This window comes from Streptomyces sp. NPDC051286, from assembly GCF_044455345.1.
In the GTDB taxonomy this organism is placed as follows: domain Bacteria; phylum Actinomycetota; class Actinomycetes; order Streptomycetales; family Streptomycetaceae; genus Streptomyces.
On sequence record NZ_JBITER010000018.1, the window covers coordinates 87,844 to 111,565 of the forward strand.

General features: G+C 69.0%; 16 protein-coding genes. 15 read left to right on the plus strand and 1 reads right to left on the minus strand.

Features of this window, described 5'->3' with window-relative positions; all coding sequences use genetic code 11:
• Positions 1 to 20 precede the first annotated feature (20 nt).
• From ACIBB8_RS19880 to ACIBB8_RS19905, 6 genes are all read left to right on the plus strand, one after another.
• Entirely contained in the window at positions 21 to 1,946 is a 1,926-nt protein-coding gene (locus ACIBB8_RS19880) for a TIGR03960 family B12-binding radical SAM protein (protein ID WP_398953804.1), read from the plus strand.
• Positions 1,947 to 2,412: 466 nt separating this feature from the next.
• Positions 2,413 to 2,937 (plus strand): hypothetical protein, encoded by a 525-nt coding sequence (locus tag ACIBB8_RS19885; RefSeq protein ID WP_398953807.1) that lies wholly within the window; start codon positions 2,413 to 2,415, stop codon positions 2,935 to 2,937.
• A gap of 1,758 nt (positions 2,938 to 4,695) precedes the next feature.
• The gene (mycP, locus tag ACIBB8_RS19890; protein ID WP_398953809.1) at positions 4,696 to 5,934 is read left to right on the plus strand and encodes a type VII secretion-associated serine protease mycosin; all 1,239 of its coding nucleotides are present in this window, start codon (positions 4,696 to 4,698) and stop codon (positions 5,932 to 5,934) included.
• Positions 5,935 to 6,192: 258 nt separating this feature from the next.
• Positions 6,193 to 6,594 carry a hypothetical protein gene (locus tag ACIBB8_RS19895; RefSeq protein ID WP_398953811.1) on the plus strand — a complete coding sequence of 134 codons (402 nt, stop codon included), beginning with the start codon at positions 6,193 to 6,195 and terminating at the stop codon, positions 6,592 to 6,594.
• A gap of 8 nt (positions 6,595 to 6,602) precedes the next feature.
• Complete coding sequence (locus tag ACIBB8_RS19900) at positions 6,603 to 8,426, plus strand: alpha/beta hydrolase (protein WP_398953813.1); 1,824 nt, start codon at positions 6,603 to 6,605, stop codon at positions 8,424 to 8,426.
• A 43-nt stretch (positions 8,427 to 8,469) separates the two neighbouring features.
• Positions 8,470 to 8,979 (plus strand): hypothetical protein, encoded by a 510-nt coding sequence (locus ACIBB8_RS19905; RefSeq protein WP_398953815.1) that lies wholly within the window; start codon positions 8,470 to 8,472, stop codon positions 8,977 to 8,979.
• On the opposite strand, the gene ACIBB8_RS19910 is transcribed toward ACIBB8_RS19905, so the two are convergent.
• Positions 8,970 to 9,698 carry an AAA family ATPase gene (locus ACIBB8_RS19910; protein WP_398953817.1) on the minus strand — a complete coding sequence of 243 codons (729 nt, stop codon included), beginning with the start codon at positions 9,696 to 9,698 and terminating at the stop codon, positions 8,970 to 8,972. The two genes, ACIBB8_RS19905 and ACIBB8_RS19910, sit on opposite strands and share 10 nt — an antisense overlap.
• Positions 9,699 to 10,307: 609 nt before the next feature.
• Here ACIBB8_RS19910 and ACIBB8_RS19915 point away from each other — a divergent pair.
• The 9 genes from ACIBB8_RS19915 (at position 10,308) to ACIBB8_RS19955 (ending at position 23,707) form a co-directional block, all read left to right on the plus strand.
• Entirely contained in the window at positions 10,308 to 11,684 is a 1,377-nt protein-coding gene (locus ACIBB8_RS19915) for a hypothetical protein (RefSeq protein ID WP_398953819.1), read from the plus strand.
• 124 nt (positions 11,685 to 11,808) lie between these two features.
• Positions 11,809 to 12,591 (plus strand): TIGR03936 family radical SAM-associated protein, encoded by a 783-nt coding sequence (locus ACIBB8_RS19920; RefSeq protein WP_398953821.1) that lies wholly within the window; start codon positions 11,809 to 11,811, stop codon positions 12,589 to 12,591.
• Positions 12,592 to 12,823: 232 nt separating this feature from the next.
• Entirely contained in the window at positions 12,824 to 16,891 is a 4,068-nt protein-coding gene (locus ACIBB8_RS19925) for an Rne/Rng family ribonuclease (protein ID WP_398953824.1), read from the plus strand.
• Between the two features lie 259 nt (positions 16,892 to 17,150).
• Positions 17,151 to 17,903 (plus strand): sugar phosphate nucleotidyltransferase, encoded by a 753-nt coding sequence (locus ACIBB8_RS19930; RefSeq protein ID WP_398953826.1) that lies wholly within the window; start codon positions 17,151 to 17,153, stop codon positions 17,901 to 17,903.
• Positions 17,891 to 18,952: an iron-containing alcohol dehydrogenase family protein gene (locus ACIBB8_RS19935; protein ID WP_398953828.1), complete on the plus strand. Its 1,062-nt coding sequence runs from the start codon at positions 17,891 to 17,893 to the stop codon at positions 18,950 to 18,952. The genes ACIBB8_RS19930 and ACIBB8_RS19935 overlap by 13 nt, the downstream gene beginning before the upstream one ends.
• Before the next feature lie 195 nt (positions 18,953 to 19,147).
• Entirely contained in the window at positions 19,148 to 19,468 is a 321-nt protein-coding gene (gene rplU / locus ACIBB8_RS19940; protein ID WP_030921216.1) for a 50S ribosomal protein L21, read from the plus strand.
• A 14-nt stretch (positions 19,469 to 19,482) separates the two neighbouring features.
• Positions 19,483 to 19,740: a 50S ribosomal protein L27 gene (gene rpmA / locus ACIBB8_RS19945; protein ID WP_028813462.1), complete on the plus strand. Its 258-nt coding sequence runs from the start codon at positions 19,483 to 19,485 to the stop codon at positions 19,738 to 19,740.
• A gap of 141 nt (positions 19,741 to 19,881) precedes the next feature.
• On the plus strand, positions 19,882 to 21,321 hold the full coding sequence (gene obgE / locus ACIBB8_RS19950) for a GTPase ObgE (protein WP_398953831.1): 1,440 nt from the start codon (positions 19,882 to 19,884) through the stop codon (positions 21,319 to 21,321).
• A 397-nt stretch (positions 21,322 to 21,718) separates the two neighbouring features.
• Positions 21,719 to 23,707, plus strand: coding sequence for a glycosyltransferase (locus tag ACIBB8_RS19955; protein WP_398953833.1), 1,989 nt, complete (start codon positions 21,719 to 21,721; stop codon positions 23,705 to 23,707).
• The last annotated feature ends 15 nt before the right edge of the window (positions 23,708 to 23,722 follow it).

The window sequence follows — 23,722 nt, forward strand, 5'->3', positions numbered from 1 at the left end:
CCGGCTCCCGAAAGTTCGCGATGTCTGTCGATTCGGTCTTCCCACAGCTCGAAGCTCTGCTCCCGCATGTGCAGAAGCCCATCCAGTACGTCGGCGGTGAGCTCAACTCCACCGTCAAGCCGTGGGACGAATGCGACGTCCGCTGGGCGCTCATGTACCCGGACGCGTACGAGGTCGGGCTGCCCAACCAGGGCGTCATGATCCTGTACGAGGTGCTCAACGAGCGCCAGGGCGTCATGGCCGAGCGCACGTACAGCGTGTGGCCGGACCTCGAAGAGCTGATGCGCGAGCACAAGGTGCCGCAGTTCACCGTGGACAGCCACCGCCCGGTGAAGGCGTTCGACGTCTTCGGGCTGAGCTTCTCCACGGAGCTCGGCTACACCAACATGCTCACCGCCCTCGACCTCGCCGGCATCCCGCTGGACGCCAGGGACCGCGGTCTCGACGACCCGATCGTCCTCGCCGGCGGCCACGCGGCGTTCAACCCCGAGCCGATCGCGGAGTTCATCGACTGCGCGGTCATCGGCGACGGCGAGCAGGCGGTCCTGGAGATCACCGAGATCATCCGCGCCTGGAAGGCGGAAGGCCGGCCCGGCGGGCGCGAGGAGGTGCTGTTCCGCCTCGCGCGGACCGGTGGCGTCTACGTCCCGCGGTTCTACGACGTCGAGTACCTCCCGGACGGCCGTATCGGCCGCGTCGTGCCGAACAAGTCGGGCGTGCCGTGGCGCGTGTCCAAGCACACCGTCATGGACCTCGACGAGTGGCCGTACCCGAAGCAGCCGCTCGTCCCCCTCGCCGAGACCGTCCATGAGCGGATGTCCGTCGAGATCTTCCGCGGCTGCACCCGCGGCTGCCGTTTCTGCCAGGCCGGCATGATCACGCGCCCCGTGCGGGAGCGAAGCATCACCGGCATCGGCGACATGGTCGAGAAGGGTCTCAAGGCGACCGGCTTCGAAGAGGTCGGCCTCCTTTCGCTCTCCTCCGCGGACCACAGTGAGATCGGCGACATCGCCAAGGGGCTCGCGGACCGGTACACCGAGGACAAGATCGGCCTCTCGCTGCCCTCCACCCGCGTCGACGCGTTCAACGTCGACCTGGCCAACGAGCTGACCCGCAACGGCCGCCGTTCGGGTCTCACGTTCGCCCCCGAGGGTGGCTCCGAGCGCATGCGCAAGGTCATCAACAAGATGGTCTCGGAGGAGGACCTCATCCGGACGGTTGCCACCGCGTACGGCAACGGCTGGCGCCAGGTGAAGCTGTACTTCATGTGCGGCCTGCCCACCGAGACCGACGAGGACGTCCTCCAGATCGGCGACATGGCGGTCAATGTGATCGCCAAGGGCCGCGAGGTCTCCGGTCAGAACGACATCCGCTGCACCGTCTCCATCGGCGGCTTCGTACCCAAGCCGCATACCCCGTTCCAGTGGGCCCCGCAGCTGAGCGCCGAGGAGACCGACGCCCGGCTGGAGAAGCTGCGCGACAAGATCCGCGGCGACAAGAAGTACGGCCGCTCGATCGGCTTCCGCTACCACGACGGCAAGCCCGGCATCGTCGAGGGCCTGCTCTCGCGCGGCGACCGCCGTGTCGGCTCGGTCATCCGCGCCGTCTACGAGTCCGGCGGCCGCTTCGACGGCTGGCGCGAGCACTTCTCGTACGACCGCTGGATGGCGTGCGCCGAGAAGACGCTCCCCGAGTTCGGCGTGGACGTCGACTGGTACACCACCCGCGAGCGGACGTACGAGGAGGTCCTGCCCTGGGACCACCTGGACTCCGGCCTGGACAAGGACTGGCTCTGGGAGGACTGGCAGGACTCGCTCGACGAGACCGAGGTCGAGGACTGCCGCTGGACCCCGTGCTTCGACTGCGGGGTGTGCCCTCAGCTCGGCCTGGACATTCAAATCGGTCCGACGGGCAAGAAGCTGCTCCCGCTCTCCGTCAAGAAGTAGCCGTGACCAGCGGGGATGCCGTCCGACGGGTGGCTGAGACGCTCGCTGGGATGAGCGAGGGGGAGCGGGCTGAGATCCTTGGGAGGCCCGGAACGAAGGGGCGGGAAGCGGCGCCGACGACGATCAGGCGTACGCCGCTTCTCGGTCCCCGCCGGGACTCGCGCATCGTCTCCGAGGTCGAGTGGGAATAGGCCAGTGGTGCCCTCCACGGCCCCTCGTGTTGTCTTCCTGCTCTGAAGACTCGGCGCTCTTGCCTGACCGCAGCGACGAGACCCGGCCCCTTCCGCCTCCCGCGAGGAGGGGAAGACTTTGCGCCAATCTTCCTGGTGAGGCATGGCCTGAGTACGCGTACTCAGGCATCGCGGGGCGGGCGCTATTACCGTCGCGGGAGTTGTGAGTGACGTCTGCTGACGGCTTCGCATGGGTTTTGCGGCAGCTTTCGGTGTGACTGACCGAGGGAGGGCATGTGTCCACGGGGGACAGCGGCTCATGGGTGTCGGGCATCTTCGAGGCGGCCAAGGACGCCGCCGCCGACGTGATGACGGAGCTGTCGTCGTTCACGAAGTTCCAGCAGCGCATCAATGAACTCATCCGGGACTTGGGGGAGTCCCCTGCCAGCGCCCACCAGGTCGGCACGGACCAGCCCGCCCGGGGGCATTTCGGCGGCGGTGAGGGCTCGTGGGGTTCGGCTGACGCCCTTGGCACCGCGCACGAGAAGGTGATCGGCGAGCTGGAGAAGCTGTCCAAGCTGCTGTCCGACTCGATCGAGGGCATGGGCCTGGCGGTTCTCGCCTCGCACAAGGGCTACGAGAACGTGGACACCGACGTGCGCGACCGGCTGCACGCCATCACCGCCGAGACGACGAAGAGCTTCGGCGGCAAGTATGTGCCCGACCTGCCCAAGCAGGCGGCGGGCGACGAGCACGGCGGACAGACCACGCAGCAGCCTGCGCCGGAGGCTTCGGGTAACGAGACGGCGGGAGGGATCTGATGGGCAACGACCCGTTCGCGGACATGTCGCACGAAGAGATGCTGGCCTGGCTCGACAAGGCCAATCCCGCCATCGTGCAGACAGGCGCGGTCAAGCTGCTGGCCGCCGCCAAGGAGATTGAGAAGATCGCCGAGGAGCTCAAGACCCGCCCGCAGTACGTGGAGTGGAAGGGGCAGGGTGCCGATTCCTTCCGCGCTTGGAGCGGGGACCTGGCCAACGCCACGCTGCGGATCAGCGACTACAGCGCTGACTCGGGGAACTTTCTCACGCATGCCGCCGATGCGATTGCCCGTACCAAGTCGTCCATCCCGCGTGATGACGGTGGCGCGCAGGCCAACATCGATGCGGCGAAGGCTGCGCCGAATGACCCTGATGCGGCCACCGTCCTTGCTAAGGCGACTGCGCAGAAAGAAGCCGTACGGCAGCAGGCAGCGGACGAGATGACGAAGCTGGGGCAGGCCTACCAGCAGTCGGCGGAACGGCTAACCGGGCTCAAGCCGCCGAAAGTGCCTCCGCCGCCGGATGCGATCGTGCCCGAGGCGGCGAAGCCGCATGGCACTGCCACCGAAAAGGCCTTTCCTGGCGCCGCCGGGGCGGCTGGGAGCAGTACAGCACCCGCGAGTCCAGGAGCAGGCGACCCAGTGGGCCCGGCCGAAACCCCTGCACGGACTTCAGACAACTCGTCCTCGTCGCACGTCGCCCCTGGAGCTTCAGCGCACCCAGTGGTCCCGGACACGAACCAGCCCTCGCGCATGGACATCGATTCCGTAGCGACCCTGCCAGAATCCGCCCAGCCCACACGAGGTGCGACGAGCGGCACGCCTCCAGTCTCCACCCCAACCCCGGGCGGTACATCGACCCCGGTGGTGCCGTTTCCGCCAACGGCTTCAGGCCTCGGCAGTCGCAATGGATTCGGAAGCGGTGCCACGAGGACGCCTGCAGTGCCCGCGACCGGGGCGACAGGTCCTGGCAGGAATCTGGGCACCGGACGGCCATTCGGCTCAACGGCTGAACCTACGCCCGGTCGGGGAGTGCCCGGCGGCACTGGGTACACGCAAGGGCGCCCCTTCCCTGTCTCGGGGCGTGGCCCTGCGGAAACTGTCCCCGGATGCACACCGGGCAGCTCCAGCGGGATCTACGGAGGCCGCCCCACTCCTCCCCCTACAGGTCGCACGCCTACGACAACGCCCTATCGGGGCACGGTCGTCGGGGCCGAAGGCGGCACCACGCGTACCCCACAGGGCAGGGCAACGGGGACACGTCAATCTGCTATGCGGCAGGGACCGCTGGGGCCACAGCAGGGAACCTCCGGTGGTCGGGGCTCCCCTGGGCAGAACGGCAGCGTTGTCGGGGCGAACCCTTCGCAGCCCCGCCGGTCCGGTGCCGCCGGCCGTGCCGTGCCCGGCAGTGCGACGTCCTCGCGCGATGGGATCGCGGGCGGAAAGCCATCCACGGCCAGCCGTCCGGCCAATTCCCGCACCACCAACGCTGCGGCCTCACCGGCCTCACAAGCGTCCCTCAGGCGGCAGGACAAGCGCAGGAACGACCGTTCGGGCCATGCCTTCGAGGATGAGGAGACCTGGCTGCCGGACCGGCGTCGTATCGTTCCACCGACCGTCGACTGATCCTTCGGAGAAAGCGGACAGATCTTTCATGCTCACCACCCGCGCGCGCACATGTCGCCTATCAGTAGCGGTATCCGCTGCCCTGGGACTACTGCTGGTGGGAGCCGCTGGCGCCCCGGCACACGCGGAGTCGGTGCGCGAGCAGGAGTGGTTTCTGGATGCCATGAAGGCCGATCAGATGTGGCAGACCAGCACCGGCAAGAGCGTCACCGTGGCCGTGATCGACACCGGAGTCAAGGCGGCCCACCCCGACTTGCAGGGAGCCGTCCTGCGCGGCAAGGACCTCGCTCCGGATGAACAGGGCGACGAGCAGACTGACTACGACGGACACGGCACGATCATGGCCAGCCTGATCGCCGGGACTGGTGCTCGCGCCGGCGGCAACGGAGCCTATGGACTCGCCCCCGGCGCGAAGATCCTTCCCGTCCGGCTGCCCCGCTCCGGCGTGACCAGCCAGGCCGAGGGCGACAAGCGGTTCAACAAGGCCGCCGCCGAGGCGATCCGGTACGCGGCCGATGAGGGCGCCAGCGTCATCAACATCTCCCAGGGCTTCCCCGTGGGCACCCCGCAGCTGGCTGCAGCCGTGAAGTACGCCCTGGGCAAGGGGTCGTTGATCTTCGCCGCAGTCGGCAACAGCGGCGCAGAGGGCAACGAAGTGGAATACCCGGCAGCAACCCCCGGCGTGGTCGGTGTCGCCGCGGTCGGCAAGGATCTCCGTAAGACCTACGAGTCGACGTTCGGCTCTCAGGTCGACATGGCCGCTCCAGGGGAGGAGATGGTGGCGGCATGCGTCGCCAAGTCGGGCCTGTGTGATTCACACGGCACCAGCGATGCCACTGCCCTCGCCTCCGCCAGCGCTGCTCTGATCTGGTCCGCCCACCCGAAGTGGACGAACAACCAGATCCTGAGGGTCATGCTCAACACCATCGGCGCCCCGGTCGACGGCTCCAAGCGCACCGACGCCATCGGCTATGGCATCGTCCGCCCACGCATCGCCTTGACCAAGCCGGGTGATCCAGGCCCGGCCGACACATATCCGTTGCCCGACTTCCCCGTTGAGGCGACCACAGCTCCTTCTCCGTCGGCGCCGGCCGCTGGTCATGGTCAGGACGGCGCCACGGCCGCGAAGGACGACGACGGGAGCACCCTGCTCGGGGTGGCTGTCGGCGCAGGCGCGGTCGTGCTGCTCGGCGCGGTGGCGACCGTGGTCCTCGTGCGGCGCCGACGGCGGACCGGACCGGTCGAATACGGGCCTGCGGCATCCGGTCAGGTTCCGCAGCCGGGCCAGCCGTACGGGACGCCGCCGATGGGTGGCTCGACCAGCCCCTACGGTCAGGGTTCTGCCGACGAGCGGCGATCTTTTAAGCCGTGACGGAGATGCACTGGCGCGTTCTGTGCACGGCGCTCGGAGTAGGTACGGATACGCAGGGCCGGTTTGAGTGATAAGGCGGACGTGACGCAGCACACCTGGCCTGTAACGTCTGTCGCGGCAACCTCACAACGCACAAACGGAAGTGGAACGGGGCTCTCCCGAGCCGGGCTCGGGACATGGGGGGGACGATCTCGCATGGCGTGGGACGAGTGGGAACAGCTCAAGGCAGACGCAGCTGGGCGCAGCGACTCTACGCACATGCAGATCGATAGCGCGTCGATCGACGGGGGTTACGGCCCCGGACCGACCGGCAGCGTGACCGGCGGCTTGAAGTCAAAGAAGGCCGCCTGGGTCGCTGCCGGGGAAGGTGTCGCCGACCAGCGCAAGCGTCTGAGCAAGGCGCTGACCGCACTGGCCGCGGGCCAGAAGGGCATCGGAGCGAACGCCGGCTGCCAGACAGCAGAGGCCCAGCGCACGGTCCACACCTCCTGGAACACCTATGCCAAGACCCTGGGCGAGAAGTGCGAGGACCTCCAGAAGATCCTCGACAAGGTCGGCCACGATCTGCTGCTGACCGACGAGTCTGTCAAGGACGAGCTGAGCAATCTCAGGACCAAGTACCAGGACGCGCCCGCCATGGGCGGCCACGAGGGAAGGTGACCCGCGCCATGGACTACACGACGCTCAAGGCCCTCAAACCGCCCGAGTTCACGGAAGCGGCCGACGGGTACCGGTCGCTCAGTGACAGCGCCAGCGCCTCCAAGGACGACCTCGACAACCGTGTGGCTGTCGGCATGCGCAAGGCCCTCAAGGGACAGGCCACCCACTCCGCATTGGGTGAGTTGAAGAGGCTGTCGGACAACTTCCACTACGTCCAGACCGAGTGCGGTCTGATCAGCACCGCCCTCGACGGGTTCGCCTACGAGATCGAGGCCGCGAAGAAGAAGCTGGACGCCGCGGTGGCCGACGCCGAGGCCGCCAAGTGCACGGTCAACGCCGACGGTTCGGTCAGTTACCCGCCCGGCGGGGACGAAGTCGACGGCAAGATCCCCGAAGGCGGAACGGCCAGAGGCCTGACCGAGGGCAGCGCGCAGGGGCTCGGCCGCCAGGCCGCGAACTTCGACCCCAACCCGAAGTACCGCCTCGCTCAGGAGTACGCGGACCGCATCGCCGAAGCGCTCAAAGAGGCTACCGAGGCGGACGAGAAGTGGGCCCCGAAGCTGAAGACACTTAAGGCCGACGACGATCTGACGGTCTCCGACCGTGACTGGGCCGACGTACAGACGGACACCAGCGGCGTCCGTAAGGCGGCCGACGCCTATCTCGACAGCATCAAAGGCCCGCCCAAGGAGGCCACTCCCGAGGACAACGCCAACTGGTGGAAGGGTCTCACGGAGGAACAGCGCGCCGACTACCTCGCCATGCACCCCAAGGAAGTTGGCGCAATGAACGGCCTGCCTTCGGAAGTCCGGGACGAGGCCAACCGCATCGTCTTTGCCGAGACCAAGGCCAAGTACGAGATGGACCTCGACTCGATGCCTGCCGAGCCGGCCAACAAGTACAAGATGATCAACACCATCAACGGGCCGGTCCAAGTCCACTCCGACGAGTGGATGTCGTGGAACGAGAAGTATGGAGACAGAAGGCAGAGCCTGGAGCAGAGCGTGGCAGGCATGCGTCAAATCCAGAGCCGGTTCGACCGGACCGGTGTCGATGGGCTGCCCGAGGCGTACCTGCTGGGCTTCGACCCTAAGGGCGAGGGGGACGGCCGTGTGATCATTGCCAACGGCAACCCCGACAAAGCCGACCATACTGCCGTCTACGTCCCCGGGACCTATGCCGGCATCGAGTCGATCGGTGAGGGTGACGACCATGGCGACCTCGGGCGCAGCGAACGGCTTTGGGTAGAAAGCCAGAAGCTCTCCCCCGGCAAGAACATCTCCACCATCACCTGGCTTGACTACAACGCGCCAGACAACATCGTCCCGGAAGCGACCCGTGGGCAGGCAGCGGCCGACGGCGGCGTGACACTTCGCGATTTCCTAACGGGCAACGATGTTGCGCACCAGCAGCAGACCGGCAGTAGAGCTCACACCACAGCTATCGGCCACAGTTACGGAAGCACGGTCGTCGGCGACGCAGCCCAGTCGGGAAGTTGGTCTGATGGCAAATTGGCTGATGACATCCTGGTCGCGGGCAGCCCAGGGGTACAGGCCGATCATGCGGCAGACCTGGGCGTTGGTGCAGATCACGTATGGGCCATGGGCGCCCCCTGGGATGATGAAGGCGTCCGGCAGGGAGGACGCTTGGTGGGGCTCGGAGATAACGGGAACATCCCCACTGACCACGCGTTCGGTGGAAACGTCATGAAGAGTGACTCGGGCGGCCACAGCGGCTTTTGGGACAACGATGGTCAGAAGGCGTCCCTCAGCCTGGAGAACCAAGCGCGAGTCATCACGGGAAGGTACGGAGATGTCGTTCTGGAGGACTGAAAGTCCCCAGCCCCGAAAGGCAGTGGCTGTTAGCGCTGGGCTGATGGGCGTGGTCGCGCTCGCACTGGTAACAGGCTGTTCATCTACCCAGGGGAGTGAGAACTCGTTGGGCTACGAGCCGAAGTCCCGGTCTACTGAGACAGTCAAGTCCGAGGTCGCGAAGCTATCTAGCGGGCTCGTCGATGCCATGAGAATCAAGGCCAAGGTCACTGAGCCGGGGCCGAGCGTGGCGCCCTGCGACTCTGGCGACAGCGACTCCGGGAAGCTGTATCGGGTTCGGCACTCTTGGTCGGCGTACGGGGTCGGTAACGATGTCTTGGGGAAGGGCATGGCCAACCTTCGGCAGTCCCTTCCCTCGCAAGGCTGGAAGATTGAGAAGGTTGGCGACGATGGCAGCCGGAACAAGAACATGCAGATCCTGACGGTCCACGAAGAGACGCGCAGTCAGGCAGAAATCACCTGGCTCAAAGGGCTTGACGGTAATGAGCCGCTAATTGAAGTCAACCTGTATTCAAGGTGTTTCCGGTCCGCATCCGGTTCCGGTCAAGAATGACGCGTAGGTCTGTGGCTGAGGTAAGTCCTTGCTGTAGACGCCTGCGGAACCTCGATGAACTCGTCGGCGCGGCGCACGGTGACACGCAGATCCAGATCTTCCCGGGCCCGGTTGATGGCGGTCTGGATGCGCTGGCCGTGCCTGCCGGAGTTCCTCAGGGTGACGAACGCGGGGGCCCCGGCTCCGATCGCCCGTCCGCCGATAGGGGATGAGGCAGCCGTCATGCCCTCTGCTGTCCCCTTCGGGGTGTGGGTGACCAGGAGCAGGGGGATACCCGCGTCCGTGATCGGCCGCAGGCTCCGCATGATGCGCTGCGCTGTGACAGGCGATGCGATGTCCTCGCCGGGAGCGAGCGCACCGATGATGTTGTCGAGCACGAACAGGCCCGGACGGATGTCCGCCAGGCCTTCGGCGATGCCCACCCAGTAATCGGAGTCTCTGGGGTCCTGGACGGGGAAGACCGTCACCGCGTCGTCGGGCACGGCACCGTGCAACCGCTCCTTCAGCTCCTCCGGAGCGCCGTCATCGGTCAGGCCGTAGACGATGTGGTCGAGCTTCCGGTGCACGGCCTGGCCGGGGAACGTCGGCTCGCCGTTGAGCAGGGCAATGCCGATGCCCGCGCTGAGCAGCGTCTTACCGGCCTTGGGTTCCCCGGACAGGACCGTGGGTGCGGGTGGTGAGGAGATCGCCGATGAGGAACGCGTCCTCGTACGGCACACGTTGGATCTGATGGAGCTGACGCCCCTTGTCCTTGATGGCTCCCAAAAGGATTTCAGTCCTTCCTGTGAGGCGCACACGGGTTCGCCAGTGCCCCCGCCGGTCGGCGGGACATGTGCCTCCTTCCTGTCTGTGGCTGGGCCGGAAAGAACGAGGGTTGGTTCAGGCGGGCGTCGCCGTGGTGTCGCAGGCGTGAGCGTCCCCGTCGATGAGAGGGAACGCGCAGGACTCGTAGGTCCAGATGATTCTGCTCGTGATGTTCAAGGGGGCGACCTCCTGGCGGTAGCCAAGCGCAGCGCGCTCGGCGGGTGAGTGGAAGTCGCGCGGTACCGTCCTGCGCTTTGGGATGCGTCCGGCTTCCCCTGCGAGCCCCTCGGCATCCGTCCCCGGCAGGGCGGGGGTGCCACCGATGGATGTAGTCCTGTTTCTTTCTGCCCTCAGATGGACACCCACATCCAGGTCGGCCCGACCGGCAAGAAGCTGCTTCCGCTGACGGTCGTCAAGTAACACCGGACATCGCGTCACATACAGCGTCACCGTCCGGGTGACAGCTCGGTGACGAAGGCCCGGCCCGGGAAACCCTGGGCTGGGCCTTTCGCGTCCTGTCTCCCATGGACCAGGAGAAGCAGCCCCACGGGTACGGCAGGCATCAGGCACCCGCGCACTACCAAACCGGCGACGGCTGCCTGACCACGCTCATCAGGATTCCGGTACGGGTCGTGGTGCTGGTCGTCGTCCTGCCCGTACGGATGGTCTGGGACGTACTCGTCGCCACCGCACGCGCCGCCGACCGGGCCCTGCTGCGCCCCCTGGGTCGGGCCCTGTCCTATCTGGGCAGGGCATTCGTGGTCGTCCCGCTGGTCTGGCTGTACGAGTCGGTCCTCACCCCGCTCGGGCACGGGCTGCGGTGGCTGGCCGCCGTGGTCGGGCAGGGGCTGCAGTGGCTGGGCGCGGCCGTCTTCGTGTGGCCGTGGGTGGCGCTGTGGCGGTATGTGGTCGTGCCCGTGGTCCGGTACGGGGTCGTGGCGCCGATGGTCTGGCTGTACAGGTGGGTGCTCACCCCGCTCGGGCACGGGCTGCGGTGGGTGTACCGCAAGCTGCTCACCCCCGCCGGACGGGGCCTCGCCACCGGCATCGGCTGGGTGCTCACCGCTGTCTTCGTGTGGCCGGTGGTCGGCGTGTGGCGGTATGTCCTGGTGCCGCTCGCGGCGGCCGTCGGCTGGTTGGTGGAGCATCTCGTCGTGGCGCCGCTGGCCTGGACGTACCGGGTACTGCTCACGCCGCTCGGCCGTGGCGTCGCGTGGCTGGCCGACGTGGTGGCGAGTGGTGTGGTCACAGCCGTGCGGGGGGTCGGGGCGGCCGTCGGCTGGTTGGTGGAGCATCTCGTCGTGGCGCCGCTGGCCTGGACGTACCGGGCGCTGCTCACGCCGCTCGGCCGTGGCGTCGCGTGGCTGGCCGACGTGGTGGCGAGTGGTGTCGTCACAGCCGTGCGGGGGGTCGGGGCGGCCGCCGGTTGGTTGGTGGAGCATCTCGTCGTGGCGCCGCTGGCCTGGACGTACCGGGCGCTGCTCGCCCCGCTCGGCCGCGAGATCGCCGCCGCGATCGGCGTCGCCTGGCGAATCGCCGGACACATCTCGCGGGCCGTCGGCCGCGGCCTTGCCTGGCTGGCGTGGCATCTCATCGGCGCCCCGATCTCCTGGGCGTACCGCACGGTGTGGACCCCGGTCGGCCATGTCGTGCGCGACGCGGTCTGGGCCCCCGCCAAGCGCGCCGCGGTCGAGGCGGGACGTGCGGCCCGCAGTGCGCTGCGCACCGCACGCGAGACCGTGCGGCAGGCCCGCCGCGACGCGTGGCGCGCACTGGTCGGCGGGGGTCCGGTCCCCGAGCCCCGGGAACCGGTGGGCCGCCTTGCGCGTACTCTGGGTAGTACAACGACTGTGCCCAGCGCGGCGCCCGAACCCGAGATCTCCCTGCGCAAGCAGGGGTGAGCCGGACCGGACACCCCCGGGCCACTCCGTATTTCGAGGGCGGCGTGCCACCGCGTCCGCTCCGCACCGAGGAGAAGAACCACTGGGCAAGCGACAGCCCGAAGGCCCGCCGCCCGCACCGGCAGTGCAGCGCATCCGATTGCGCTACACCAAGCGCGGCCGCCTCCGGTTCACCAGCCACCGCGACTTCCAGCGCGCTTTCGAGCGGGCGCTGCGGCGCGCCGAGGTGCCCATGGCCTACTCGGCGGGCTTCACCCCGCACCCCAAGGTTTCGTACGCCAATGCCGCACCCACCGGCACGGGCAGCGAGGCCGAGTTCCTGGAGATCGCCCTCACCGAGCCGCGGGACCCCGACACGTTGCGCACCCTGCTCGACGCGTCGCTCCCGGACGGCCTCGACATCACCGACGCGGTGGAGGCCCGCACCTCGGGTCTCGCCGACCGGCTGACCGCCTCCGTGTGGGAGATGCGGCTTGACGGGGTCCCCTTCGAGGACGCCGAGAAGGCCGTCGCCGGATTCCTCGGCGCCGAGACCGTCGAGGTCCAGCGCCGTACGAAGAACGGCATGCGGACCTTCGACGCCCGTGCGGCCGTCGCCGGTCTCGAGGCCGTCGACCCCGGCGCTGATAGGCCGGTGGACAAGCCCTGTGCGATACTGCGGCTGGTTGTTCGGCACGTGACACCTGCCGTGCGACCTGACGACGTCCTGTCCGGTCTCCGCGTTGTGGCCGACCTGGCGCCGCCGGTCCCCGCAGCGGTGACCAGGCTGGCGCAGGGGCTCTTCGACGAGGAGTCCGGCACGGTGACCGACCCGCTCGCGCCCGACCGCGAGGCAGCCCCGGCCGTGCCATCCACGGCCACCGGGACCGCTGTCGCGACGGCGCCGGAAGGTGCAGGTTCCGCGTAAGGCGGTCGTTGTAGCGCAGCCCTCGGGCTCGGGAGCCACCTGGGCCGGGCCGCGCGCTGACCCATAAGACTTTCGCCAGGCCGTACGCACATCACGGACGGAACCGGCGAGCCAGACATTAAGCTCCCGTGCGGCGCCCGCGCCCCGGACGGCGGTACCGCGTTCTGCATGCGGACCGTGCCGGACCGGAATCAGGCGCGGCGCCCGGGAGCGTGACGGGAGAACCGCCCGCATGCTCGAACCGATCGAACCCGGTACGTCCGGGAACGCCGAAGAGAACAACACCCCCGGTGACAAGCTGCCGCCGCGCCGCAGGCGCCGTGCAGCGTCCCGCCCGGCAGGCCCGCCGTCCGCGGCTGCCATGGGCGCGGAAGCCGCCGAGGCAGTCGCGCCGGCCATACCGGCCGTTGACGCCGAAGCGTCCGGCACCGTTGCCGCCGAGGCGGAGGCCGCTCCGGCGCCGCGTGCGCGTCGCCGTGCGACGCGCAAGGCCACGGCTCCGGCTGGTGCCCCGCAGGCCGCCGAGGCAGTCGAGGCCGTCGAGGTGGAGAAGCCTGCCGAAGCCGCTGCTCCCGCCGAGGCGCCCCGTGCGCGTCGTCGGGTGACCCGCAAGGCAACCGCTCCCGCGGGTGCGCCGAAGGCCGAGGAGACCCCCGAGGCTGCTGCGCCCGCCGAGGCCGCAGAGCCCACTGAGGCCGCTCCGGCGCCGCGTGCGCGTCGCCGCGCGACACGCAAGGCCACGGCTCCGGCCGGTGCCCCGCAGGCCGCCGAGGTCGTCGAGGCGGCGCCGGTCGTTGAGACCGCAGCTCCGGTCGAGGCGCCCGTCGCCGAGCCCGTCGAGGCCGTCACCCCGCGTGGCCGTACCCGCCGCCGGGCGTCCGCTCCGGCGGGTGCCCCGCAGCCTGTGTCGGGCGACACCACGAGCGCCGAGATCGTCGAGCCCGTGGCGGCCGCGGAGGCCGTACAAATCACCGAGACCGCAGAGGTTGCCGAGCCGGCTGCCCCGCGCGGTCGTCGTCGGGCCTCCCGCAAGGCCACCTCGCCCGCGGGCGCCCCGCAGGCTGCCGAGATCGTCGAGCCCGTCGCGCCGGTGGAGGCCGTGGTCGAGACCGAGGCCGCCGAGGAGCCGGTCGCCGAGCCGGAGGAGGAGACCGAGGCCGCCGCGCCGCGTGGCCGTCAGCGCCGCCGGGTCACCGCCCCCGCAGGCCGGCCGGAGTTCACCGGCAACGTCGAGGAGCCTGCCCGCAAGAGCCGTCGGGCGACGCGTCCCGCCGTGGCCGTCTTCCAGGCGCCGGTCTTCGCCGAGCCGATGTTCCAGACCCCGGAGACCGCCGCTGCCGCCGCTGCGGCCGCTGGTCCCGCGTACTACGACGAGGCCGAGGAAGAGCTCGAGACGGCCGAGGAGACCCCGTCGGCCGAAGAGGCGGCTCCGGCCGCCGAGGCCGCACCGCAGGCCGGTTCCCGTCGCCGTCGCCGCCGTCGCGGTGAGGCCGCCGAGGCCGAGCCGGTCGCCGACCGGGCGCCCGCCCCTGCCGCCCCGGTGGAGGAGCACGCCGAGGACGAGCTCGAGGCGGAGGCCGAGGGCGAAGCCGAGCACGAGGGCGAGGAGTCGGACGAGTACGGGGACCGTCCTTCGCGTCGTCGCCGTCGCGGTGGCCGTCGTCGCCGCCGCGGTGAGCCCAGCGAGGCGGACGAAGCCGCGGAGCAGCTCGCCGACGAGCACGCCGCCGACACGTCCGAGGACGAGCACGAGCGCGGTCACGAGGCCGACGAGGAGGAGGAAGAGGACCACGAGGCGGCCGCCCCCGGTTCCAGCAGCAGCCGTCGCCGTCGTCGTCGCCGCCGTCGCAGTGGTGACGTGTCGCCCGAGGCCGAGTCCGGCACGGACGACCCGGAGCGTACGGTCGTCAAGGTCCGCGAGCCGCGGGAACGGCGTGGGAAGGAAGCGGCCGAGCGTGAGCCCGGCACCGGCTTCGACGAGGTCCAGTCCATCAAGGGCTCGACCCGTATGGAGGCGAAGAAGCAGCGCCGTCGTGAGGGCCGTGAGCAGGGCCGCCGCCGCGTCCCGATCATCACTGAGGCGGAGTTCCTGGCCCGCCGTGAGGCCGTCGATCGCGTGATGGTCGTCCGCCAGAACGGCGACCGCACCCAGATCGGTGTCCTCGAGGACAACGTGCTCGTCGAGCACTACGTCAACAAGGAGCAGGCCACCAGCTACGTCGGCAACGTCTACCTGGGCAAGGTGCAGAACGTACTGCCGTCCATGGAGGCCGCCTTCGTCGACATCGGCAAGGGGCGCAACGCCGTCCTGTACGCCGGTGAGGTCAACTTCGAGGCGCTCGGCATGGCCCACGGGCCGCGCCGGATCGAGACCGCGCTGAAGTCCGGCCAGTCCGTCCTCGTCCAGGTGACGAAGGACCCGATCGGCCACAAGGGTGCCCGCCTGACCAGTCAGGTCTCGCTGCCCGGCCGCTACCTGGTCTATGTGCCCGAGGGCTCCATGACCGGCATCAGCCGCAAGCTGCCCGACACCGAGCGCGCCCGGCTGAAGACCATCCTCAAGAAGATCGTCCCCGAGGACGCGGGCGTCATCGTCCGTACCGCGGCCGAGGGCGCGAGCGAGGACGAGCTGCGCCGTGACGTCGAGCGGCTGCAGCAGCAGTGGGAGGACATCCAGAAGAAGTCGAAGAGCAACGGCAGCGCCAGCGCGCCGACGCTGCTCTACGGCGAGCCGGACATGACCGTCAGGGTCGTCCGCGACATCTTCAACGAGGACTTCTCGAAGGTCATCGTCAGCGGTGACGACGCGTGGCAGACCATCCACGGTTACGTCGCGCATGTCGCCCCCGACCTGACGGACCGGCTGTCGAGGTGGACCTCCGAGGTCGACATCTTCGCGACCTACCGGATCGACGAGCAGCTGATGAAGGCGCTGGACCGGAAGGTCTGGCTGCCCAGCGGCGGTTCGCTGGTGATCGACAAGACCGAGGCGATGGTCGTCGTCGACGTCAACACCGGCAAGTTCACCGGTCAGGGCGGCAACCTCGAGGAGACCGTCACCAGGAACAACCTGGAAGCGGCCGAGGAGATCGTGCGTCAGCTGCGGCTGCGCGACCTCGGTGGCATCGTCGTCATCGACTTCATCGACATGGTCCTGGAGTCCAACCGCGACCTGGTACTGCGGCGCCTGCTGGAGTGCCTGGGACGCGACCGTACGAAGCACCAGGTCGCCGAGGTCACCTCGCTGGGCCTGGTCCAGATGACCCGCAAGCGGGTGGGCCAGGGGCTGCTGGAGTCGTTCTCCGAGACCTGCGTTCACTGCAATGGGCGCGGCGTGATCGTGCACATGGAGCAGCCGAGCTCGATCGGTGGCGGCGGCAACGGCAAGCGGGCCAAGAAGCGCGGCCGCGGTGGTGCCGGTGAGCAGCCCGAGCACGAGCACCTCGTCGACCACGAGCATGTCGAGGCGGAGGTGGAGACCGAGGCCGAGGTGGCTGCGGAGGTCGCAGCCCCGCTGGCGCTCCCCGAGCCGGAGTTCGTACCGGACGAGGAGCTGTACAGCAGCGCGGCCGAGGCCGAGGCGGCTGCCTCGCGTGGCCGTGGCCGCCGGCGTGCGACCCGTAAGGCATCGGCCCCGGCCGGCGCCCCGAAGTCCGCACCCGCGCCCGCTTCGGTCGTGGAGCCGGAGCCGGTAGCCGAGGCGCAGCCGGTCGTCGAGCCCGAGCCGGTCGTCGAGGTCCCGGTGGCTGTCGAGGCCCCCGTGGCCGAGGCGCCGCAGGGCCGTACGCGCCGCCGGGCGACCCGTAAGGCCACTGCTCCGGCGGGATCGCCGGCCCCGGCCGAGCAGGTCGCGCCGGTCGAAGCGCCGCTGTCCGTCGCGGACGTGGTGACCGAGGCCCCGGTGGCCGAGGCGCCGCAGCCGGAGGCCGCACCGGAGGAGGTGGCTGCTCCGGTCGCCCCGCCGCGTGCCCGACGCCGGGTCACCCGCAAGGTCACCGCCCCCGCGGGATCACCTGCGGGTGCGGACGGCGCCGGGGTGGTCGTGGTGACCGGCTCCACCGAGCCGAAGCCCGACGCGGAGCCGGTCGCCGCCGCAGTCGGGGCCACGGAGCCCGCGGAAGCCGCGGAGACCGAGGCCCCGGCGAAGAAGACGGCCCGCAAGACCGCCAAGAAGGCGACGGCCAAGAAGGCGGTCGCCAAGAAGGCGGTCGCGAAGAAGACGGCTGCCAAGAAGACCGTCGCGAAGAAGACGACGGCCAAGAAGGCGGCAGCGAAGAAGACGGCGGCGGCGGAGCAGTAGTCGCCGCAGCTTTCCAGAGGCCGGGCCTGGCGGGCCCGGCCTCTGCAGCAGCCGACGCACCCGGACCGGCCCCACCGGCCGGGTGCGTCAGGCGCACCCGCCGCACCCGACCCGTCCTCCGAGACTGCGCGGATCCGGGCCCGGCCGGGGCGGCTTCGCTCAAACGACCGAGGCAACTGTCCTCGGGTCGTCGGTGGACGCGCCGCGACCGGACAACGAACTCGTAGAGCACGAGAACCAGTAAGCAAGGAGAACCTTCATGATCGGCCTGATACTCGCAGCCGGTGCCGGACGGCGTCTGCGCCCGTACACCGACACCCTCCCGAAGGCCCTGGTGCCGGTGGGCCCCGAGGGTGACGAGGAGAGCCTCACCGTCATCGACCTGACGTTGGGCAACTTCGCCGAGGTGGGGCTGACCGAGGTCGCGATCATCGTGGGTTACCGCAAGGAGGCCGTGTACGCCCGCAAGGAGGCTCTTGAGGCGAAGTACGGCGTCACGATCACGCTCATCGACAACGACAAGGCCGAGGAGTGGAACAACGCGTACTCCCTCTGGTGCGGCCGCGACTCGATCAAGCAGAGCGTGATCCTCGCCAACGGCGACACCGTGCACCCGGTCTCCGTCGAGAAGACGCTGCTGGCCGCCCGTGGTGACGGCAAGAAGATCATCCTTGCCCTCGACACGGTGAAGCAGCTCGCCGACGAGGAGATGAAGGTCGTCGTGGACGCCGAGAAGGGTGTCCAGCGGATCACCAAGCTGATGGACCCGGCGGACGCAACGGGCGAGTACATCGGTGTCACCCTGATCGAGGGCGACGCGGCCGACGAGCTCGCGGACGCGCTGCGGACGACCTTCGAACGCGACCCGGACCTGTACTACGAGGACGGCTACCAGGAGCTCGTCAACCGCGGCTTCAAGGTCGACGTGGCTCCGATCGGCGACATCCAGTGGGTCGAGATCGACAACCACGAGGACCTTGCCAAGGGCAGGAGGATCGCGTGCCAGTATTGACCCGCCTCATACCGGCGCCGATCGTCGTCGATATCCGTGCGGGTGCCCTGGCCGACCTCGCGAACGTCCTCGCGGACCAGAGGATCTCCAGCTCGGGCAAGCTGGCGGTGGCGATCAGCGCAGGGTCCGGTCAGGCACTGCGCGAGCGGCTGTCGCCGAGCCTGCCGAGCGCTTCCTGGTTCGAGGTGGGCGGCGGCTCCCTCGAGGACGCGGTCAGGCTCGCCGAGGCCATGAAGTCCGGGCGGTACGACGCCGTGGTCGGTCTCGGCGGCGGCAAGATCATTGACTGTGCGAAGTTCGCCGCGGCGCGTATCGGGCTGCCGCTGGTCGCGGTGGCGACGAACCTCTCCCACGACGGTCTCTGCTCGCCGGTCGCCACCCTGGACAACGACGCGGGCCGTGGCTCGTACGGTGTCCCGAACCCGATCGCGGTCCTGATCGACCTCGACATCATCCGCGAGGCCCCGGCTCGTTTCGTGCGCTCCGGGATCGGCGACGCGCTGTCCAATATCTCCGCGGTCGCGGACTGGGAACTGGCCCATCAGGTCAAGGGCGAGGACATCGACGGCCTCGCTGCCGCGATGGCGCGCCAGGCCGGTGAGGCGGTGCTGCGCCACCCCGGCGGCATCGGGGACGACAGCTTCCTGCAGGTGCTGGCCGAGGGGCTGGTGATGACCGGTATCTCGATGTCGGTCGCGGGCGACAGCCGTCCGGCTTCCGGCGCCTGCCACGAGATCAACCACGCCTTCGATCTCCTCTTCCCGCAGCGTGCCGCCAGCCACGGCGAGCAGTGCGGTCTGGGTGCGGCGTTCGCGATGCATCTGCGCGGTGCCGGCGAGGAGTCCGTACAGATGGCCCGGACCCTGCGGATCCACGGCCTGCCCGTGCTGGCCGAGGAGATCGGCTTTACTGCGGACGAGTTCGTCTCGGTGGTCGAATTCGCTCCCCGGACCAGACCCGGGCGCTACACGATCCTGGAGCACCTGGACCTGTCCGCAGACGGGATCCGGGACGCCTACGCCGAATACGTGAAGGCCGTCGAGGCCTGAACGAGAGGCCCGGTTTGACCGGCTGTCCAAGGCCCCGTAGCCTTGACCGTCGGCGTTTGTTCGCCACACCTCTGAGCACTGACCTCCCGCTCGTACGGGAGAGGCCGCTCGTCCAATCCGGATCGTCACGGGTCTTCGGGCCCGTGTGAACGGCTGGCATCAGGGGTTTCCGTTCCGAGCGAGAGTGAGATCCGCGTGTACGCCATCGTGCGCAGCGGTGGCCGCCAGCACAAGGTTGCTGTCGGTGACATCGTTGAGGTTGACAAGATTTCCACTGCCCAGGTTGGCGACACGGTCGAGCTCTCGACCCTGCTCGTGGTCGACGGCGACGCCGTGACCAGCGACCCGTGGGTGCTGGCCGGGATCAAGGTCCAGGCCGAGGTCGTTGACCACCACAAGGGTGCGAAGATCGACATCCTTCGCTACAAGAACAAGACCGGCTACCGCCGTCGCCAGGGTCACCGCCAGCAGTACACGGCGATCAAGGTCACCGGTATCCCCGCGGCTGCGAAGTAAGGGACTGAGGAGAGATGGCACACAAGAAGGGCGCATCGTCCACCCGGAACGGGCGCGATTCCAACGCTCAGCGGCTCGGCGTCAAGCGCTTCGGCGGCCAGGCCGTCAACGCCGGTGAGATCCTGGTCCGCCAGCGCGGCACCCACTTCCACCCGGGCACGGGCGTCGGCCGTGGCGGCGACGACACGCTGTTCGCGCTCGCCGCTGGTGCGGTCGAGTTCGGCACCCACCGTGGCCGCAAGGTCGTGAACATCGTTCCGATCGCCGAGTAATTTCGGCGCTCGTCGAGCGGTTTCTGCGGAGGCGGACCTCACTTCCCGTATGGGAAGCGGGTCCGCCTTTCGTGTGTTTCTCCCAGAGAGACAGCATGAGCTTGAAACATTTCTGCATGTATGTAACTGGAGGTTTCCACCATGACCACCTTCGTGGACCGCGTCGAGCTACATGTCGCCGCGGGTAACGGAGGCCACGGCTGTGCCTCCGTTCACCGTGAGAAGTTCAAGCCGCTCGGCGGCCCGGACGGCGGCAACGGCGGCCGTGGCGGCGATGTGACCCTGGTCGTCGACCAGGACATCACCACGCTCCTCGACTATCACCACAGTCCGCACCGCAAGGCCACCAACGGCCAGCCGGGCGCGGGCGACAACCGCTCCGGCAAGGAGGGCCAGGACCTCGTCCTGCCGGTTCCCGACGGCACGGTCGTGCTCGACAGGAACGGCAACGTGCTGGCCGACCTGGTCGGTCAGGGCACCACGTTCGTGGCCGGCCAGGGCGGCCGCGGCGGCCTCGGCAACGCGGCACTCGCCTCCGCCCGTCGCAAGGCCCCCGGCTTCGCGCTGCTCGGCGAGCCGGGCGAGTCCCGGGACATCGTTCTGGAGCTCAAGACCGTCGCCGACGTGGCTCTGGTGGGCTACCCGAGCGCCGGCAAGTCCTCGCTGATCTCGGTTCTGTCCGCGGCCAAGCCGAAGATCGCCGACTACCCGTTCACCACGCTCGTCCCGAACCTGGGCGTGGTCACCGCGGGCAGCACCGTCTACACCATCGCCGACGTCCCGGGCCTGATCCCGGGCGCCAGCCAGGGCAAGGGCCTCGGTCTGGAGTTCCTGCGGCACGTCGAGCGCTGCGCGGTCCTCGTACACGTGCTGGACACGGCGACACTGGAGTCCGACCGGGACCCGGTCTCCGACCTCGACATGATCGAGGAGGAGCTGAAGCAGTACGGCGGTCTGGACGAGCGGCCCCGGATCGTCGTTCTCAACAAGATCGACATCCCGGACGGCCAGGACCTCGCCGACATGATCCGACCGGAACTGGAGGAGCGCGGCTACCGCGTCTTCGAGGTGTCCGCCGTCGCCCGTACCGGCCTCAAGGAGCTCTCCTACGCGCTCGCCGGTGTGATCGCCGAGGCGCGTGCCGCCAAGCCCGTGGAGGAGGCGACCCGCATCGTCATCCGCCCGAAGGCCGTGGACGACGCGGGCTTCACCGTCACGCTGGAGGAGGACGGCATCTACCGGGTGCGCGGCGAGAAGCCGGAGCGCTGGGTGCGCCAGACCGACTTCAACAATGACGAGGCCGTCGGCTATCTCGCGGACCGGCTCAACCGTCTCGGTGTCGAGGACGAGCTGATGAAGGCCGGTGCCCGTGCGGGCGACGGTGTGGCCATCGGTGCCGAGGACAACGCGGTCGTCTTCGACTGGGAGCCGACCATGGCGGCGGGCGCGGAGATGCTCGGCCGGCGTGGCGAGGACCACCGTCTCGAAGCCCCGCGTCCGGCCGCTCAGCGCCGCCGCGACCGCGAGGCGGAGCGCGACGAGGTGGGCAAGGCGTACGAGGAGTTCGACCCGTTCGGATAGAAGACCCCCGGAGCCCGCAACCCGGAGCCCGCAACCGGGAGCCCGGTCCCGCTTCTGTACCTCCCCGATCCCGGCCCCTGACCCAGGTGGCCGGGATCGGCCGTTCCGACAGCTCCCGCAGGGGTTCGGCCCCCGGAGGACGCGCGTGACAGAAACATTGAATATTGCCGTGCTTTACAAAAATATTGGATAAAGATTCGCAGTGGGTGCAACCCTGCGATGCTTTCACGGGTCATGCCAAGCGAGGGGCGCACCGGCGCGTCCTCAGCCAGGGGCGCGAGGGAGCGCGGAGAAGCGCACGAGACTGCCCGGGGATCGCCGCGAGTCGCGGCCCACTCGAAAGACGCTTGTGAAGATTTCTTTTCTGGTACGAGACCTGTGCCACATGGGCGGAGTCGTGAGCGCCACGCAGAACCTCGCGGGCGCACTCGCTGCACGACACCAGGTCGAGATCGTCGCTCTGCGCAAGGTGCGGGACGAGTCGTACTTCCCGCTGGACCCCAGGGTCTCCGTACGCGTCCTCACCGATCTGCGTCCGCACTCCCCGGTCTCCGACCTGGACAACCCGCTGGTCGAGGTGTTCCCGAAGGTCTATCCGGTCGACCCGGCGGAGAAGAAGCCGGTGGTCAGCCGGCTCGCCGAGCTGCGGCTCCTGGAATTCCTCGCCACCACCGACGCGGATGTCGTGGTGAGCTCCAGCCCGCGGAACACGATCATGCTCTCGTACGCCGAGGGTGACTATCTGCGGGTTACGCAGGAGCACTCTATGCCCTCGATCTATGCGAAGTACTACCAAGACCGGCTGTTCGAGGCGTATCACTCGCTGGACGCGCTCACCGCTCTCACGCCCGAAGAGGTCGAGAGCATCGGCAAGCAGGTGCCCGGCGTACGCAACCGGCTGGCGGTCATGCCGAACTGTGTGCCCGCCGCCCCAGTGCAGTCCAAGAGCACCAACAAGGTCATCATTGCTGCGGGTCTCCTCAAGGAGAACAAGAACTTCGCGGCGGTCGTGGATGCCTTCGCCACCGTGGTCCGCAAGCGCCCCGACTGGCGACTGCGTATCTACGGAGGCGGTACGGAGAAGGCCAATCTGCGCCGGCAGATCGAGAAGCTCGGGCTGTACAACACCGTCACGCTGATGGGCCCCGCCGCCCCGGTCTCCCCGGAGTTCAGCAAGGGCTCGATCTTCGTACTCCCGTCCAAGCGGGAGGCGTTCGGCAATGTGATCGTCGAAGCGATGGCCGCGGGCCTGCCCGTGGTCAGCTTCGACGCTCACCACGGGCCGCGCAACATCATCACGCACGGCGAGGACGGCTTCGTCGTCCCGCGCGGCGACACCGACGCCATGGCCGAGGCAATCCTCGACCTGGTCGAGGACGACGAGCGCCGCAAGCGCATGAGTGAGGCCGCCGTACGCGGCGCGGTGCGCTTCCATGAGCCCGCGAGCTGCGAGCGCTTCGAGGCGATCCTGCACGAGGCGTTCGCCCGCCGGGCGCTGCCCACGCACGCCACCGCGCGGGTGGACGCCGAGGGCTCGGTCCACATCGAGGTCGGCGCGCTGCCCGACGGCGTGCACCAGGCCGACGTGGTCTGCAACCGGGTCGGGAAGCTGGATCAGGAGGAATGTTTTGCCCTGACTCCCGGGGGCACCACGGTGATCCCGTGGCGCGGCGGACTTCCGGCCGGGACCTGGGAGCTGTCCATCCGTACGGCTGTGGGCCACGAGGTCCCGCTCCGCACGGATGGATACGGCGTGGACGTGAGAGATCTGCTCAATGTGCCGTTGCCGCGCGAGAACGGCGCCCCCGCCATGGAGCTGCTCCTGCCGCACCGGGGCGGGAACGACCGCCTTCGGATCCGCAGCGTGGTGCGCGACTCCCATGTGGAGGTCGACACCCTGATGGTCTCCACCGAGACAGTCGAGGTCGAGGCGGGCTACTGGGGCGGTGAGCTCGGCCGTGGCGCCGTGCTGGAAGCTGTGCACCGCAAGGACAAGAAGCGGGTGCTGTCCTTCCCCGTATCGGCCGTGGAGGGCCGGCGGATCGCCGCCCGGATCGACTGCATGCTGCTGGTCAAGGAGCACGAGGGGCCCGAGCAGATCTGGGACGTGTGGCTGCGGCCCGCCGAGGGCGCCCCCCGTGTCCAGCTGGCCAAGCTGGCCACCGACGTGCTGGAGCCCATCGGAGTGTTCACCTTCCCCCGGCCCCAGGTGTGTGTCCTGCCGGACCCCAAGCGCACCCTGCCCGCGAAGGTCGGCTTCTGGGGGAACCGGGCGCAGAACGGCCGCAAGAAGCCCGCCCCAAGCCCCATCACCAAGGTCGAGATCAGGCCGTACTACACGACTCTGTCGCAGCTCGCCTTCAAGACCGTGGACGTGGCGCCGTAACCTGTCGCGGCACAC